The following is a 16,730-nucleotide window of genomic DNA, read 5'->3' on the forward strand; positions in this document are numbered from 1 at the left end:
GAGAGATTCGCTTTTTTTTACGTGGATTTCATTTCTTGAGTCAGATAACATCGATAAAGCGTGAACTATGTCGTATTTTGTTCAGAAAATGTTCAGAATACATTGTTATACTCATCCAAAAGCCTACAAGGAAGGGAAGGTTTATACGATGAGAAAGTCAGTGCAAAACAAGTTTTCATGGATGTCTCGTCCAATGAAATTCTTTTTGATGGTTGTGTTAACACTTGGTATGGCGAATAACGTTTATTTCTCAGGAAAAGCACATGCTTCAGTCGGAATAGATTTTGCTCGTGGCACTCCTAATTATCCAATAGACGTAAAAGTTACCTCGTCAACGTTTAAATCAAGTGTAAAACTAACGGAGAGTGCGCGTTTATATTATGAGATCCGTGCAGTAGACTGGCTTAGTCCAAGACCTGAACTGGATACGATCAAGGAAAATGCAACACTTGCAGGAACGTATATTGATTTACAAGCAGGAGAAGAGCGTGATCTGTTTTTTAATCACTTAAATTCATCTACAGATTATGCTGTATATTTTACAGCAGATGATCCAAGCAATAACTTATTCGATCTGGCTGATCTGGGGTATCAACAGTTCCAGACTAGCGCAGGCTCACCGGTTACTCCTTCCCATGTAAAGGCCGTTGCTGGTGATGCTCAAGCGAAGATTAGCTGGAGTTCAGACTCTTCCGTTACGGATGCTGTTTATATGTATCAAGGTTCCAAAGAGCCAATTGATCCTGATAGCTGGATTGATATCACAAGTATGTTAGACGGTGAAAAGGTCATCCATGGTTTGACGAACGGATTGCCTTATGTTTTTGCAGTTAAATCTACATTCAACGATGATCATACCCAGTCCGATTATATCGTCTCTAACGTGATCACACCTGGTTTACCTGCTGCACCTGCGGCACTAACTCCGCAGGTTATTAATGGACAAGTTCAGTTAAACTGGAATAGTGTACCTGAGGTAGACGGTTATGTCGTATATATGTATCAGGGCAGTACTGCGCCACAAGATCCTGAGAATTGGACTAAAGTAGCTGGGCCGATGGATACATTGCAGTATACCGTTTCAAATCTAACGAGCGGTCTGCCTTATGTATTTGCTGTTCGATCTTCAAGCAACGCGGGAATGTCAAAGTTTAAAGTATCCGCATCGGTAACACTGCAATCTCCCGGCAATAGTGGGGGAGAAGTTGTTGTGACACCTTCTCCATCACCATCTAGCTCTTCGCCTTCATCACCGGTTTCATCGACTCCACAGAAGGAGATTATTAAAGTGGATGTGGCAAATGGCGAGCTGGCCTCCACCATTGATTCCTTGGAAATCAGCCGGACTCGTGGAACAGATGGTACGATAAAAGACGAGCTTGGATTAAATCCAGGTAAAGCACAGTCGGTTATTGATCAGTTAAAGAAAACCGGCTCACGTACAGCTGTTGTTCTGATTCCAGATGCAAAAGATGAAGTCTCTCAGTGGGACGTGAAACTAGCGCGGGAATCGACTAAGTTGTTCACTGAACAAGGAATCGAGTTGGTTATTTCCAATCCAAACGTGAAAGTAACCATTCCAGCCACATCTATGAAAGACAGAACAGATGATGTATATTTCCGTCTCGTGCCTGTAAAGAAACAGGAGACACGTCTGGCTATCGAACAACGATTGCTGGCTAACGAGACGATTACTCAATTCGCCGGCACCAAAGATATTCAGGTGTTGGGGCGTCCAATGACGATTGAAACGAATCTGCAAAGCCGTCCTGTAACGCTTGTCCTGCCAGTAGACAGCAAACAGCTTGCAGGTGTGAAACCAGCGGATCTTGGCGTGTATATCGAACACAGCAATGGAACAAAAGAGCTGGTACACGGTAAAGTAGTAACATTGAATAAAGATAATAACCAGCAAGGCATCGAGATTAATGTGGATCAGTTCAGTACCTTTTCCGTGGTACGGGTCAAAGACTGGGCTGATGACACGGCAACAGCCAAACCTTATATTCACGGCTATGCAGATGGTCGTTTCCAACCGGAGTGGTTCGTAACACGTGCCGAGATGGCGGCACTCATTACGCGTGTAACAGGCACTGTGGAGTCTGAGAGTAAAGCATCATTTACTGATGTTAGAACTGGCCACTGGGCTTATGGCAGTATCTATGCTGCTACTCAAGCCGGTTACTTCACAGGTTACGCAGACGGTAGCTTCAAACCGGGGCAAGGAATTACACGAGCAGAGATAGCGAGTGTATTACAACATTTGCTGAAAGCTGAACAAGCAGTGACATCCGAAGCAACAACTGCATTCACGGATGTGAAGCAACACTGGGCACAGGAGGCGATCGCTCGGCTTGATGCTGCAGGAGTTCTTACAGGATATACGGATGGTACCTTCCGTCCTGAGAAACTGGTATCGCGTGCTGAAGCAGTGACTATGATCAATAAATTGATTGGTCTTCAACCTGCAGCAACAGCGCTAAAATCCTGGTCGGACGTACCTGATACCCATTGGGCTTACCAAGCGATTCAGGCCGCATCCATAAAGGATTGACGACCAGCACGTTTCAAAGAGATATCTTTCAGTCTTTGACTGGAGATATCTCTTTTTATATTTACTGGAACCAGAATACCTCAGTACGGCGGCCATAGGAGCTTGCGCGCGGTTTCGTACCGTTCAGCGACAGCGGGCCAGTAGACTACATTCCACCAGTCTTCAATGTACTTTTTGCGTTCGTTTTGATGCTTGAGATAGTAGGCATGTTCCCATACATCTAGTGGCAGGAGTGGAACGATATCCGATTGGGACAGATTTTGATGTTTTTCAGCCTGCAAAATTTCCAAACGATGTGCTCGCGGACTCCAGACCAGCATTGCCCACCCGCTACCTTCCACCTTGTTAGCTGCCTCGGTAAATTGATTTTTGAATGCTTCATAGCTGCCAAAATCACGTTTGATCTGCTCTGCAAGCATTCCGGTAGGCTTGCCGCCGCCCGCTGGGTTCATAATGGTCCAGAAGATGGTATGCAGATAATGTCCTGCTCCATTAAAAGCTAGCTCACGCTCCCAATGTTTGATGAGCTCAAAATTATTCTTTTTCCGGGATTCGGCGAGTTTCTTCTCCGCAACGTTCAAACCGTCCACATAGGACTGATGGTGCTTGTCATGATGAATGTGCATTGTCAGCTCGTCAATGTGCGGCTCCAGCGCATTATACGCGTAAGGGAGGGGAGGTAACGTGTGCCCGCCAATAGGAACCGGCTTTTCTCTTACCGGGACAGATGCAGGCAGCGTTTCGGCAGGAGCCGTCCCAGCCGTTGATGGTTGGAGTGACGACGATTGCACCTGCGCGGAAGCCGAAGGGGATATACTGGTATTGGTATTGGTTTGCCCGGCTAAAGATGCTTGTAATTCCGTTGCTTCTAGACGTGTGTCTTGGGCGACCTTGGAGCTAATGTTGTGTAGTGCATTCTCTAGCAACATCGATGAGGGTGGTTCTGTTTCACGCAAAATGCCGGGCTGGCTCAGGGTTTCTAATACCCCTAGGAAATACTCCGATTCGCGGATGATATGCAAGATGAAGGTTTGAGCAAATGGGACCGCACGGACCGCTGCACTTTGCTCCAGCATAATATAAAGCTGCTTGATAAACTCTTTGGACTGATGTTTTGCTGTCTGGACGAGTTGATCGATACTTCGCATGATATAGGGGGCAGGCGGCTGGGTTGCAGGCAACAGCTGTTTTATCAACTGATTCGCCACTCGCTCACTGTTCGCAAAGGCTGCTTCCCATTCCTCCAGAAGTTTAACGTAGGAGGGCTCAAGGTCAGGAACCAGTGTGCGAATGATGAGCGTATGTTCTTTCTCTTGCTCTTTCCAGAAACGGATTTCTTCCAGCGTCCGTAGAGGAAGCAGATGACCGTATCCATCGCAGTTCATATGCGTTATACCTCCAATCTTTCAGATTATTTTTCGAACCCGATCTTCGTCCAATTACCTTTGCTCTGTCTCAACAGTGTATTCTTGGGACGCATTGTCCTATGTGTATAAAAAAAGAGCCCCGGAGGGCTCTAAACACATCGAAATGCTGTATATCATTTTAATATTACTGCCGGTTTTGTTGCACATCCTCACTGCTTGTTTTCGTCACATGACTAAGGAAAATCGAAACACGGCGTAGATATTCCTTCGGATGCTCCCGGAAGATCAGTTCATGATGCGCGCCTTGTACAATCCATTCTTCTGAATAAGGATTCGTCTGATTAGCGGCAAGTTGTTCGGCAATCGGATAAGGGGCCTTCTCATCTTCTGTACCATGAATAAAGAAGATTGGGAACGGATAGTCCTTTTTCTTCACTTCCTGATACGGGATTTGCTGCAAGCCGGTACCGTTCAAGATCGGGAAGAGCAACTTCATAATCTCGAGCGTAGGCTGACGCGGCAGATTGATCTGATTATGAATGTTGTGGTACAGCGTATCCGGCTCCAGCAGGAATGTACTGTCCAGAATCATGGCATCCACTTCTTTGGTTAGCAGTCCGGTTTGCAGAGCCGTGCCTGCTCCCATGGAAAATCCCCAGACGACCAGCTCCTGTGCTCCGCGCTGTTTAGCAAACTGAATAGCTCCCAGCAATTGCTGAGACTCAGCTTTACCACCTGTTGCTACCGCTCGGTTGACCTGAGAGGCAAAGCCGTAATCGAACATCACCACATTAAACCCGAGCTGGTGCGCGTAATGGGCGAGGTCATACATAGGCACCCAGGTTTCCTCCCGATTGGCTCCATAACCGTGGCTGAAGATGATGGTTTTGCCCGTATCGGTATTCGCAGGGATATACCAGCCTTGCATAGTTCTGCTACCGTCGGCCGCAGGGAATGTAATGTCCTCATATTTCATGTTTTTGGCCTGCATCGGGTTCGAAAACACCGGTGCGACCGTAGGGTTGGAGAGCACCCAAGCAATATAACCGTGTAAGGCAATAAAACAAAACAACAGAAAAAATACAACGGAGAGCAGCAACGCTACGACAATATGTTTGAACCGAATCAGCCTCGGTGACAACGAAGAGGGCAGATCGGACACTTTGGTATGCAGCGGGGCTTCGCTCTGGGATGTCGGATACATGCACGCCCCTCCTTTGAGTTTCGGTTGAGGATTAATATGGACAAGATCATAACGATATGAAAAATAGCATATAGGTACTTTTTAGCACGTATTCATGACGATGGCATCCTAATGCTAAAGTCACGCTTTTGATATTTTATCTAAATTCGTTTCTATCTTTATCGTATGTCCCGATATAGTCAAAGTCAATTGATTGGAGGTATTTGTTACGCAATTGTTATATAGTTCTTAAGATGTAGAGGTAACAATTCCATAGTGTGTAAATTACAGGAGATTGGGATGTGCTAATTGGATATCCTTGTTCATTTTTTTGTTTTCAAATCATACTCAAAACGGTTCTTTTTGGTTTACAGATGAGACCGTTTCTCATATAATTTATGTAACCAAGTTTCATGTGATGAAACATGAGGAGGGCATCATGCCATGGAAGACCGCAAATTAACCGTCCGGGCTGTAGAACGGGCGCTGGATATATTATTATGTTTTACCACGCGCAGTGATCTTGGACTCACTGAAATTGCTAGTCAGATCGGTTTGCACAAAAGTACGGTACATCGATTGATGGCTACACTGGAGGATCGGGGGTTCGTGATACGTGATGCGGCAACCGAAAAGTATCGGCTAGGTATTCGGATCTGGGAGCTGTCAGCGCATATGTCACGTAGTGACGATCCTGCAATTTTGCTGTTACCTGCAATGGAGAGGCTGCGTGATCGCTTGGGCGAAACCGTAAGTCTCTACCTTCGTGACGGCGGTGAACGGATTCGGATTCAGGCTGTGCAGAGTGATCAGGCGATTCGGCGGGTTGCACCTGTAGGTGTCAGACTGCCGCTTTCCGTAGGAGCTTCCAGCAAAGTATTAATGGCATTTGCCGCTGATGAGGATCGGGAGGAACTGATGAACGGCCCGGAATGGCCTGTATTTATCGATCCGGCCGTCTATCTGGCACAGATGGAAGACATTCGAGTGAGTGGCTACGCAACCAGCTATGAGGAACGCGAGCCGGGAGCTGCCGCTGTGTCTGTGCCAATTATGGATCGCAGAGGCAACATTGCAGCAGCGCTTTCCGTGTCTGGACCTGTTAGCAGGCTCTCGCAAGAGACATTACATGAGTACGCGCCTGTGTTGAAAGAAGCAGCTGTACAAATGGGACTTATGTTGCCATAGGGGAAGGCTCTTGCATGAAGTTTTGCTCGAAGGGAATTACCTCTCTGGAATATTAAGGTTGAATTTAAGCCCAGATTACGCTACTCTGTAATGGACGACCCAGCGGGGTCGGTTGAATGTCATATTTTAAGTTGAACAGCGGCTTGATTGTCGCAATACGTTTACGTTACTGGGGGAGTCCGAATTGTCCGGACTGAGACGGGATCGCATGAGATCCCGGACCCTTTGCACCTGATCTGGATCATACCAGCGTAGGGAAGTAATCGGCCATATGACCACAGACACCACAGACGTTAACCCGGGATCAATGCTGTATTGCAGCGGGTGGCCCTTGTTGCGTGTATGGTGATGGACATTAGTCGGTTCCTTCGGAACCGGCTTTTTTTATTTACAGCGGCAAGCAGAGATTCAGTTGTTGTGTTTCACCTTGGCAGTGACAGCACAATAATTGCGGCATAGATGCCTGGACTTCTAAGAGAAGTGATCTCGTGTTTCGTGCTCATGCTGATTGTACATAAAAGTTGTCTTTTGGATCATTCTAGCTGCTTATGCAGGGTCAATCCTGCTGTGCTTCTGTGCTCTGCTTTTTCCAGACAGGTGTGGTAAGTCAAAGCTGTCACATTGGTGGACGATATGGGCAAATGAAGATCACAGAGGAGGAAACAGGAGACATGAATACAGGGAACCAAACGGAGCAACAGACGGGAATAGAGGAAACAGGGCGCGATGGTCATCCGGTGGAAAAGAAAACCGGAGCGACTGGAGGGGTACAACCCTTCCCGGGCAGCCGCAAAGTCTACATTCAGGGCTCACGACCGGACATTGCTGTACCGGAGCGTGAAATTGCCCTTCATGATACGAATACCTCCCAAGGGGTGGAGCATAATGAGCCGCTGCGTGTCTACGATACGAGCGGCCCGATGACCGATCCCGAATTCCAGATGGATATTCGGAAGGGATTACCTGCGCTCCGAAATCACTGGATTATGGAGCGTGGTGACGTTGAAGCATATGAGGGCCGCGCAGTGAAGCCGGAGGATAACGGATTGAAGGCGGGAGGACGGAGAGCCGGGGCAGAGGAGTACCCGGGATTCCGCGGTCAACCGCTACGTGCTCAGGCTGGACGCTCTGTCACACAGATGCATTATGCGCGACAGGGCTTGATTACGCCCGAGATGGAGTACGCCGCTATTCGTGAAGGCGTAGAGCCTGAATTCGTGCGGCAGGAGCTGGCGAGCGGCCGGGCTATTCTTCCATCCAACATCAATCACCCGGAGAGTGAGCCGATGCTGATTGGGCGTCATTTTCACGTGAAGATCAACGCCAACATAGGTAATTCCGCTGTATCTTCCTCCATCGAGGAGGAGGTGGAGAAGATGACCTGGGCTGTTCGCTGGGGATCGGATACGGTAATGGATCTCTCCACAGGCAAAGACATTCATACCACACGGGAATGGATCATCCGTAACTCCCCAGTGCCGATTGGTACGGTGCCGCTCTATCAGGCGCTGGAGAAGGTAAATGGCGAGGCGGAGGCCCTCACTTGGGAGTTGTACCGGGATACGCTGATTGAACAGGCGGAGCAGGGCGTGGACTATTTTACAATTCATGCGGGTGTGTTGCTCCGATATATTCCGATGACAGCGAAACGGATGACGGGAATAGTGTCTAGAGGCGGGTCCATTATGGCGGCGTGGTGCCTGGCACATCATCAGGAGAACTTTTTGTACACCCATTTTGAAGAAATCTGCGAGATTATGAAAAGGTATGACGTTGCTTTCTCCCTCGGGGACGGACTGCGTCCAGGTAGCATCTACGATGCCAACGATGAAGCACAGATGGCGGAGCTCGCCACACTTGGGGAATTAACGCAGATTGCATGGAAGCATGATGTGCAGGTGATGATTGAGGGGCCGGGACATGTGCCGATGCACAAGATCAAGGAGAATGTGGATTTGCAGATGGAGATCTGCCAGGAAGCGCCGTTTTATACGCTCGGGCCACTGACCACAGACATTGCACCGGGATATGATCATATTACGTCTGCGATTGGGGCAGCGATGATTGGCTGGTTTGGTACGTCTATGCTCTGCTATGTCACTCCAAAGGAGCATCTGGGGCTTCCGAACAAGGATGATGTACGTGAAGGGGTTATCGCTTATAAAATAGCTGCCCATGCCGCAGACCTAGCCAAAGGCCACCCACGCGCTCAGCGCCGGGATGATGCACTGTCGAAGGCACGCTTCGAGTTCCGCTGGAGAGATCAGTTTAACCTGTCACTTGACCCGGAACGAGCGCTATCCTACCACGATGAGACCCTACCCGCAGAAGGGGCGAAGGAAGCACATTTCTGCTCCATGTGCGGACCGAAGTTCTGCAGTATGCGCATCACGCAGGACATCCGTGCCTTTGCCGCAGATCGCGGCCTGAACGATGATGAAGCAGTAGCCGCCGGGATGCAGGCGAAGGCTGAGGAGTATCGGGCGCGGTCGTAAGCTTCCGCAACCGAAAAAGTGACCCGACAGGACTGAAGTGCCTGAGCTTGGGTCACTTTTTTATGTTTAAGTTGTAGGTTACTCGTAATATCCTTTTGCATACACGGCTGCGGTTGAGAAGCAGAGATGTTTCATTTCATCCTGCTGATTTTCGGGCGGCATCTCCAGGAACCACGGCTCCTTCATATCTTCTCGGGTCATGGGTACCGGACGCCACAGGATCAAACCGATCTGATCGAACTGGAAACTGCAACCAAGCTCGGGATCTTCACGGTCATATGGCGCAATAGCGTCCAACTGCGGTATCAAAATGTCAGCCTCGGTGCCAAGCAGATCAAGTTCTCCCAGCATACACTTATACTCATCACTTTCATGAAATTCAATAAAATGTACTTTGCCTTGAGCATCATATTCTACGTTGGGATCAAAGCCGAAAGCTTCCGTTTGTTCAACTTCATTTTGTGTCATGCCTAAACGGATACCCCCGATGGATTGACCTGGTTCTACAACGAGATGTTTCATGGTTACATTCCCTCCAAAATAAAAAGTCTACATAGTTGTGGCTGACCACCCTTGTCATGAAGCAGGGTACTGCCTACTAGAAACTGCAAACAGTGCGAAAATGCTTATACTTTCTTCGTGATACCGATATCCCGCTCCAGATTCGCGCCTAATAATGAAAGCGGCGTATAGATGGTCATACTTGTATCGGAAGATGCCTGCTCAGCGGCAGGAGCCATGGAAAGCTGAGCAGCGACAAGACAAGTATCCTTGCGTTCAAGAGCAAGCTGCTGCAATGCTTCTTCTAACGCGGTGATGTAGCCTTCCTGGTCACCTCGCATGATCATGTCGAATAGACCAGGGAGCAACACGGATTCAAGCTCAGGCTTGTCCTTTCCTGCCAAGTGTCGATCCATATAGTCACGATATCGAGCCATCGTGGGTTCTACGGTGGCGGGATTGGTAAACGCGAGCAAATACCGCTTCGGATGTTTTACCATCATCGCGAGCAGTGAATCGTCAATACCCGTTACCCTAATCGGTAACGGTTGTATTTGTTCCAGTACGGCAGCGAACAAGGTGCATGTCACAAGAATGGCGTCAGCGTGACAGCGGCTCATCCATTGCAATGTCTGATTTACTTTTTCCCGAACAAGCGCACTATTGAAATGCTCATCATGCTTGAGCCGATCAAGACCGGGGTCCACATAGTGAACCAGTTCGATATTATAGGAAATCAAGGCTTGTTCAATCAACCTGATATTGGAGTGATGCGCGTGGAAACAGGCAATGGTACTCATAGGCAATCCCCTTTATGTAGAGTGGCTACAAGACGCGCCTGGATCACACAATTAGAGTGAACCATCGGTTAAGAAACTTCGCGCCTGAAATGTCACCTTTTACACGTAGTATAGGGAGTAGCCGGAAAGATGTAAAGCGTTATCTCATGTTCATGGATACGTTCTTTTTCGCCATTTTTTGCTGTAAAATTTCATGGAAGGATAGGCCTTGAGTGTTCTCATTTTCCTTTTTGGGCACATTGGTCTCCGTGTTGCGCGGATATTGGTGGTGATACGGGATCATTTGCTGAATAGGCATGCGGATCATCTTGGTTTCCTCCTTACATGCATGATGGACATGCATCGTTAGTGTGTATGTATATTCAACATTCGTTTTGTTGGTGAAAATAAAATGAATTCACCTTGTACGCTTATAGGTACATATGACTTGTTACATGAAGAAGCGGAAATTCAATCATTATTCCGACTCGGATGTAGTGATTTTACCCGGTATTCAGAAGATGTAAACGGTTTTAGGAAAATTCAGGAACAAAGAACCTGATATAAAAGGCGAGGCATGGGAGCGTGGTATCGGTTGTTATGCGAATGGTCCTAATTTTAGGGAAGTCAATGGTACTTGCCTCTAAGACATATGTCCAAGTAACTAGGTATGGTATATGCTAACTAACTTGGTTCTATGGTCGGGGTATATTAATCGAAAAATGTCAAAAAAGCTGCCAAGACCACTTGGCAGCTACAGGTTTCCTCATTTGATTCTCTCTTTAAATTCTTTTCTGAAGAGGGGTATCCGTTCGTATTACTTCCGTTACCTACGTTCGTTTACCGCAATATATACATCCACCTGTGTATGTTCCGGGTCTAAACTGCGTTCATCATAGTACTCAAAATCGCCGGTAAATGTACGGTCTTGCTGATGGCTCCACGCCCACACCGCTCCCCACACTTCGCTGACCACCTCAACCATGGGTCCGGTTCTCGAAGTAAACACTGCATAGGTAGCAGGCGGTAACTGTACCTCGTCGAAACCTTCAGGTAGTCGTTCTTCCGCGCCGATTTCATGTCCGATCAAAATGGTATATTCTCCAGCAATGCCATCCGCGTAATCCGTGTAACAGCCATAGCGTGCAGCCTCAGTAGCCGGAATGTGTTCGGAGGCAAAATAACGGCCCCACAACGCACCGATGCTGCCTTGACCGCTCATCTCAATTGCGTTGGTTGTACGTGCGGACAATCCGGCTAAGCGTTTGCCTGGAAGGGTGACATAGCGAACAGGCTCTTTGGTCAGCAGAGTATCGTTCACCGCAGAAGCAACGTCAGATGATGGTGCTCCAGCATGAATAGGTGCATGAGCGACAGTCGCTGTCCCGTCCGGACCGTTTCCTACATTTCCTTCATTACGCCAGCGTTTCAGAAAAGGTAGTTGGTTGCGTAGCATCGAGCGGGCTGATTCCTCGTCCATGCCTTCTTCTTTGAGAATAGCGGTGCACATCTCGATCATGCCTTCTAGCGTCATGCCTGGTTGTTCGAACTTGCCATCCTTGTAACAATAAATGCAGTATTCACGGGTGGTGCTGCCATCCATTTCTGTACCAAATTGATCAGTACTTGTGAGTGGCATTCCACAGCTTTGACATACGGTAACGTTCATTATTCATTCCTCCTCGGTTATATGTACAACTTCAACCTGAACATAGTTGAAGTATACGGGGAGGAACTGGACAGCTGTCTGTCAGGTTTGAGCTGAGGTTTTATAATTTTGCACAATCTGCTCTGCCATCCGGCATACATTGTCCCGAATATGCAGAGGTTCCAGCACCTCCACGTCCGCGCCAAAACCGAGAATAAATCCATATAGCCAGTTATCCTCAGGGAAAGCGATCTGGCTGATATAATACCCGTTCCCGTCAGGCAGTACATTCTCAATCCCAAACCATTCTTCCGCGAGATGACGGGCACGGGCATGGAATTTCAGCGTGAGTCCAATGTGATTGTTCGGACGGCTCCATTCCTGCTGCCACGGTCTGTCCTGAAGATTGATGGATTGACGTTCAAAATGTTGTTCGGCAAGCACAACCTCTTTCATGCGAACCAGCTTGAACATACGGAATTCATTCCGTTCATGGCAAAAGGCGTACAGATACCACGCGTGCCTTTTCAGCACAAGGGTGTGTGGATCAACCGTGCGACAGGTCTCTGCACCTTCGGCGCTGCAATAGGCAAAATGAATGCATTGAAGTTGATCGATTCCCTGATCGATGACCTTTAATTTCTGTTGCAGTGCTTCAGGGTGTGTCCACGTTGAATAATCCACGATGAATCGGTGTGTGCTGGCCTGAAAATCTTCATTTTTGGCTTCCGGCACGATACTGCTCAGCTTCTCTACCAATAACTCACGCGCAGTATTCGTATGAGTGGTTGAGATGCTACGCAGCGCCGTGACGATGGAAGCGAGATCCTTGTCGGTTAACAGATTGCGATCCAGCCGGTAACCTTCTGCCAACCCGATGCCACCGCTTGCGCCCTGATAGGTCACCACCGGAATTCCAGCTTGGCCTAATGTGTCGATGTCTCGATAGATTGTACGAATAGACACTTCAAACATGTCTGCCAGGTCTTTGGCCTGTAATCGCCTGCGATTAATGAGCAGTACCACAATGGCTAACAAACGCTCCAGTTTCATAGATATATCTTCCTTTTTTATTAGTGTCTGTATAAGTGGAATATTTCTTTTACACTTGAACGGAGAGGACAGAAAAAACCTGGAGAAGCAAAGCGGTCGCCTTTATCACCGGATTTTCCCTATAGAGAAGGGAATCAAAAAAATCTGGGGATAACAGCGATCGGAGGGTTAGTCTGTCATCGGAGTGGACTGTGTAAAATCTGTTCTGCTTATATAACATTGCTTTCAATTGTTTATCTGGGAGTTATCTGTTAGATTCATAGGTATTATATGCTCAGCATCCCATATAGGAGTGAAATAAGCAATGAAGCGAATTACGATTCTGATTGCGGACGATGAAATAGAGATCGCGGATCTGGTTGCTTTACATTTACAAAAAGAAGGCTATCATACCGTCAAGGCTTCTGACGGACAGTCGGCACTACAGGCCGTTCAGACACACGCCATCGATCTGGCGGTTCTGGACATTATGATGCCGGGTATGGACGGGTATGAGGTGACCCGCAAAATTCGGGAGCAGCATCATTTTCCAATCATTTTCCTGAGTGCGAAAACGTCGGACATGGATAAAATTACAGGACTCGTGATGGGGGCCGATGATTATATGACCAAGCCATTTAATCCGATGGAGCTTGTGGCTCGCGTCAACTCTCAGCTACGGCGTGCTTTGCAGTTCAGTCAGTCCACAGCTACGGCGCAGCGTTCTGTTTTGGAAAAGGGCGGACTTGTTATTGTCCCCGACCAACATAGCGTAACTCTTTACGGTAAACCGCTGGAGTTAACACCGAAGGAATTTGACATTTTAGTGTTACTTGCCAGCAATCCCAAACAGGTATTCAGCACAGAAATCATTTTTGAAAAGGTATGGGGCGAGGCTTATTTCGAGAGCGGTAATACTGTCATGGTACATATTCGAACACTGCGCAAGAAACTCGGAGAAGATGTGAACAAGAACAAGTTCATCAAAACCATCTGGGGTGTGGGGTACACGTTCAATGACTAAACGGAGAAGTTTTCGCACAACGATGATTATGATGCTTGGTCTGAGTATGCTTTCTTCTGGCGTCGTAACATTTATCGTGTATAAGCTGTTACAGATGTACTACGCAGGGGTGAGGCGGGAAGACCCGCTGGCGGAATATCGCAATATGATGAGAAGTATTGGCGATTTATATGTTTTTATGCTGCTCTTTATCCCGCTTGCGATTTTATTTTTCTACTTGTTTACCAGACGCTATGTCACGTATTTCAAAGAGATTTCCGCGGGCATTAATCACTTGGCTAACGGGCATTTTGATCATCAGGTACAGATTGTAGCCAAAGACGAATTGGGTACGATTGCGGAAAGCGTCAATATGGCGAGCCAGAAACTGCGAGAAGCGGTGAAACGAGGGGATTTTGCCGAGAACAGCAAAGACCAGCTCATCGTAAATCTTGCGCATGATCTGCGCACACCGCTGACCTCTGTACTGGGTTATCTGGATTTGCTGATGAAGGATGAGCAGTTGACTGAGGAACAGGCGCGGCATTTCATCGCGATTGCGTTTACCAAGTCCCAGCGGCTTGAGAAGCTAATAGATGATCTGTTTGAGATTACACGAATGAACTACGGCATGTTACCTGTACGTAAAACGCGGCTGGACCTAAGCGAGCTGTTGAAGCAGATGAATGAGGAACTTTATCCTGTTTTTGAAAAAAACAATCTGGTCACCCGTTTACATATCGATAACGATCTTACCGTATCCGGAGATGGGGAGCTACTCGCCCGTGTATTCGAAAATCTGCTAATTAACGCTGCCAGACATGGCAAGGACGGTATGTACGTTGACATCAAAGGATTTCACGATGGAGGTCAAGTTGTCATTCAGGTGACGAACTATGGGGGACATATTCATCCCGATGATCTGCCGCACATCTTCGACATGTATTACACCGGAGATCGGGCACGGACCGTGCAAGAGGGAGGTACGGGGCTTGGACTGTTTATCGCACGTAATATCGTGGAGCAGCATGAAGGTATAATATCGGCTGTAAGTGATGTGGTGCACACGATGTTTGAGGTTCGTCTACCTGTTTTCCAGCAGGATTCTCATGAAACTTAAGAAAAATTTAAACATTGCCCTGCGTTTTCTTTAAATTGTTTTGTCTATCCTTGAATCATGAGAGGAAGGAGGAACAATCATGAAAAAGTGGGGCTTTCTACTATGCATCATTTTGATTGGATATATCGTAACGCAATCAACGGCAGCTTTACAGCAAAAAGAGGGGGTGCCGATTGTTATTTTGGATACCGATGAGAAATACAGGGGGTACCATGAAGCTACAACTCAAGATATGAAACAGCAAATACATAAAGGCAATCTTGTTTTGGTCAATTCCAAACATCCGATTCACCCGGAGGGTATTCGCTCCGATGTTGTATATGTAGCGGATGAAGAAGATTTGCTTCAGGGTTATGGCATCATGGATCAGACGTTGATGCTGTCCCGTGAGGTCACAGCAAAATTTCAGAAGATGGTTGAGGCTGCGGGTAAAGAGGGAGTGCGCTATTTCCTGATGAGCAGCGGGTACAGAGATTTTGAGAAGCAGGACGAGCTGTATCGGCAAAAGGGTTCAGACTACGCTTTGCCTGCAGGCTACAGCGAGCACAATCTGGGTTTATCCCTGGATATAGGTTCAAGTCTGGCCGCGATGAGCGAAGCTCCTGAGGGGGCATGGCTGGAGAAGAACGCGTGGAGATACGGTTTTATTTTGCGATATCCGAAAGATAAAGTGAACGTGACCGGCATTCAGTATGAACCCTGGCATTTCAGATATGTTGGCATGCCGCATAGTGCGGTAATGTACAAGAACCATATGGTTTTGGAAGAGTATCTGGAGATGTTAAGAGAAAAGAAAGACGTAAGCGTCGATCTGGACGGCGTTACATATGATATCCATTATTATCAGGTGTCGCAGGATGCGAAGATATATCTGCCAGAGAATGATGCCTATGACATCTCCGGTGATAATATGCAAGGAGTTATTGTTACAGTTGAAAAATCGTCTTGATGATGAGTATCAACCTAAGAGGACGGCCTGACGGAGGAGGAGGGAGAGACAGCATGAGACAGAACGAGCCGGACGAGCAGGTTAGGCAACAGGGTCAAAAAAATCACCAAAAAATCAAACTTTTTGATGACAACCAACGTCATAAGAATCATAGTCCCCATCGCAATGGGATCAACCCCAGTCCGCTTCGAATCGTCTGGATTGCCCTATTCGTGGTCTACCTCTATATGCTAACCAAGCTGATTTTATTTAAAGGAGGGCCCATGGATGTAGGGCTGGTATGGGACAGACTGATGGCGTTACTGCGTCAACCAGATCTGATTCATACACGAACTGTAAATCTGACGCCATTTCAGGAGATCAAACGAGACTGGCATAGTCTCTCCGTTCATCACCGATCAGGAACAGCCATTCACTTGGTGGGTAATATTCTTGCATTTGTACCGTTTGGTGTATGGATTACGGGTCTGGTACGCCATTCTTTTTTCGCCGGGATTCATGTGCTGTTCCTATCCTTTTTACTTAGCCTGGGGTATGAAGTGACACAGTTGCTGACGGGGATGGGCATCTTTGATGTGGATGATCTTATGCTGAATACACTTGGTGGAATGATCGGATATGTGTTGTATATCGTGTTACTGGTATTGAACAGGCTATTCACTGGAGGAAGATCGAGAGTAGTGGTGAATAATTAGGCGACTGGCGATGAAATCACAGGAGAGTAACTGTGAGAATCGCGATGTAAATCACTGGGAGAGTAATTAAGCGAAAGAGTGATCGTGATAACTGTGGGAGAGAGGCCCATGTTTCGTGGCCTGCCTAAGGAGGGATTACACTGATTATTATCGCTGTGCTGTTGATTAGTGCAGGGTTTATGTTTCTGGTATATCCGCAGAGTACAACAGGTGCCA

14 protein-coding genes and 1 riboswitch are annotated in these 16,730 nt (G+C 47.4%); of the genes, 7 read left to right on the forward strand and 7 right to left on the reverse strand.

Annotated elements, in window-relative coordinates:
• The first annotated feature begins 148 nt into the window (after positions 1–148).
• The gene (locus MKY23_RS03365) at positions 149–2,554 is read left to right on the forward strand and encodes an S-layer homology domain-containing protein (RefSeq protein ID WP_339835219.1); all 2,406 of its coding nucleotides are present in this window, start codon (positions 149–151) and stop codon (positions 2,552–2,554) included.
• An 80-nt stretch (positions 2,555–2,634) separates the two neighbouring features.
• Here the strand turns inward: MKY23_RS03365 and MKY23_RS03370 are convergent, their stop codons facing one another.
• The gene (locus MKY23_RS03370; RefSeq protein WP_339835222.1) at positions 2,635–3,939 is read right to left on the reverse strand and encodes a Fe-Mn family superoxide dismutase; all 1,305 of its coding nucleotides are present in this window, start codon (positions 3,937–3,939) and stop codon (positions 2,635–2,637) included.
• A gap of 166 nt (positions 3,940–4,105) precedes the next feature.
• On the reverse strand, positions 4,106–5,125 hold the full coding sequence (locus MKY23_RS03375) for an alpha/beta fold hydrolase (protein WP_090924572.1): 1,020 nt from the start codon (positions 5,123–5,125) through the stop codon (positions 4,106–4,108).
• A 423-nt stretch (positions 5,126–5,548) separates the two neighbouring features.
• Between MKY23_RS03375 and MKY23_RS03380 the strand changes: the two genes are divergently transcribed.
• A complete protein-coding gene (locus MKY23_RS03380; protein WP_090924571.1) occupies positions 5,549–6,292 on the forward strand; it encodes an IclR family transcriptional regulator in 744 nt (247 codons plus the stop codon).
• 161 nt (positions 6,293–6,453) lie between these two features.
• Positions 6,454–6,567: riboswitch (TPP riboswitch) on the forward strand.
• A gap of 396 nt (positions 6,568–6,963) precedes the next feature.
• Positions 6,964–8,787 (forward strand): phosphomethylpyrimidine synthase ThiC, encoded by a 1,824-nt coding sequence (gene thiC / locus MKY23_RS03385; RefSeq protein ID WP_339835230.1) that lies wholly within the window; start codon positions 6,964–6,966, stop codon positions 8,785–8,787.
• A 78-nt stretch (positions 8,788–8,865) separates the two neighbouring features.
• Here the strand turns inward: thiC and MKY23_RS03390 are convergent, their stop codons facing one another.
• The 5 genes from MKY23_RS03390 to MKY23_RS03410 form a co-directional block, all read right to left on the reverse strand.
• A complete protein-coding gene (locus tag MKY23_RS03390; RefSeq protein ID WP_339835232.1) occupies positions 8,866–9,309 on the reverse strand; it encodes a hypothetical protein in 444 nt (147 codons plus the stop codon).
• Between the two features lie 104 nt (positions 9,310–9,413).
• Complete coding sequence (locus tag MKY23_RS03395; RefSeq protein WP_090924568.1) at positions 9,414–10,088, reverse strand: hypothetical protein; 675 nt, start codon at positions 10,086–10,088, stop codon at positions 9,414–9,416.
• A gap of 139 nt (positions 10,089–10,227) precedes the next feature.
• Entirely contained in the window at positions 10,228–10,395 is a 168-nt protein-coding gene (locus MKY23_RS03400; protein WP_186809853.1) for a hypothetical protein, read from the reverse strand.
• Between the two features lie 498 nt (positions 10,396–10,893).
• On the reverse strand, positions 10,894–11,736 hold the full coding sequence (locus MKY23_RS03405; RefSeq protein WP_339835239.1) for a zinc ribbon domain-containing protein: 843 nt from the start codon (positions 11,734–11,736) through the stop codon (positions 10,894–10,896).
• 81 nt (positions 11,737–11,817) lie between these two features.
• Entirely contained in the window at positions 11,818–12,768 is a 951-nt protein-coding gene (locus MKY23_RS03410; protein ID WP_090924566.1) for a YafY family protein, read from the reverse strand.
• A 304-nt stretch (positions 12,769–13,072) separates the two neighbouring features.
• Here MKY23_RS03410 and MKY23_RS03415 point away from each other — a divergent pair, with 304 nt between their 5' ends.
• From MKY23_RS03415 to MKY23_RS03430, 4 genes are all read left to right on the forward strand, one after another.
• Positions 13,073–13,771 (forward strand): response regulator transcription factor, encoded by a 699-nt coding sequence (locus MKY23_RS03415; RefSeq protein WP_090924565.1) that lies wholly within the window; start codon positions 13,073–13,075, stop codon positions 13,769–13,771.
• Positions 13,764–14,870 (forward strand): HAMP domain-containing sensor histidine kinase, encoded by a 1,107-nt coding sequence (locus MKY23_RS03420; RefSeq protein ID WP_154960393.1) that lies wholly within the window; start codon positions 13,764–13,766, stop codon positions 14,868–14,870. Before MKY23_RS03415 ends, MKY23_RS03420 begins: the two co-directional genes overlap by 8 nt.
• A 79-nt stretch (positions 14,871–14,949) precedes the next feature.
• Complete coding sequence (locus MKY23_RS03425; RefSeq protein ID WP_221791432.1) at positions 14,950–15,819, forward strand: M15 family metallopeptidase; 870 nt, start codon at positions 14,950–14,952, stop codon at positions 15,817–15,819.
• 53 nt (positions 15,820–15,872) lie between these two features.
• On the forward strand, positions 15,873–16,514 hold the full coding sequence (locus MKY23_RS03430) for a VanZ family protein (RefSeq protein ID WP_221791430.1): 642 nt from the start codon (positions 15,873–15,875) through the stop codon (positions 16,512–16,514).
• Positions 16,515–16,730 lie beyond the last annotated feature (216 nt).

The organism is Paenibacillus sp. FSL R7-0272 (assembly GCF_037969905.1).
Taxonomy (GTDB): domain Bacteria; phylum Bacillota; class Bacilli; order Paenibacillales; family Paenibacillaceae; genus Paenibacillus; species Paenibacillus polysaccharolyticus.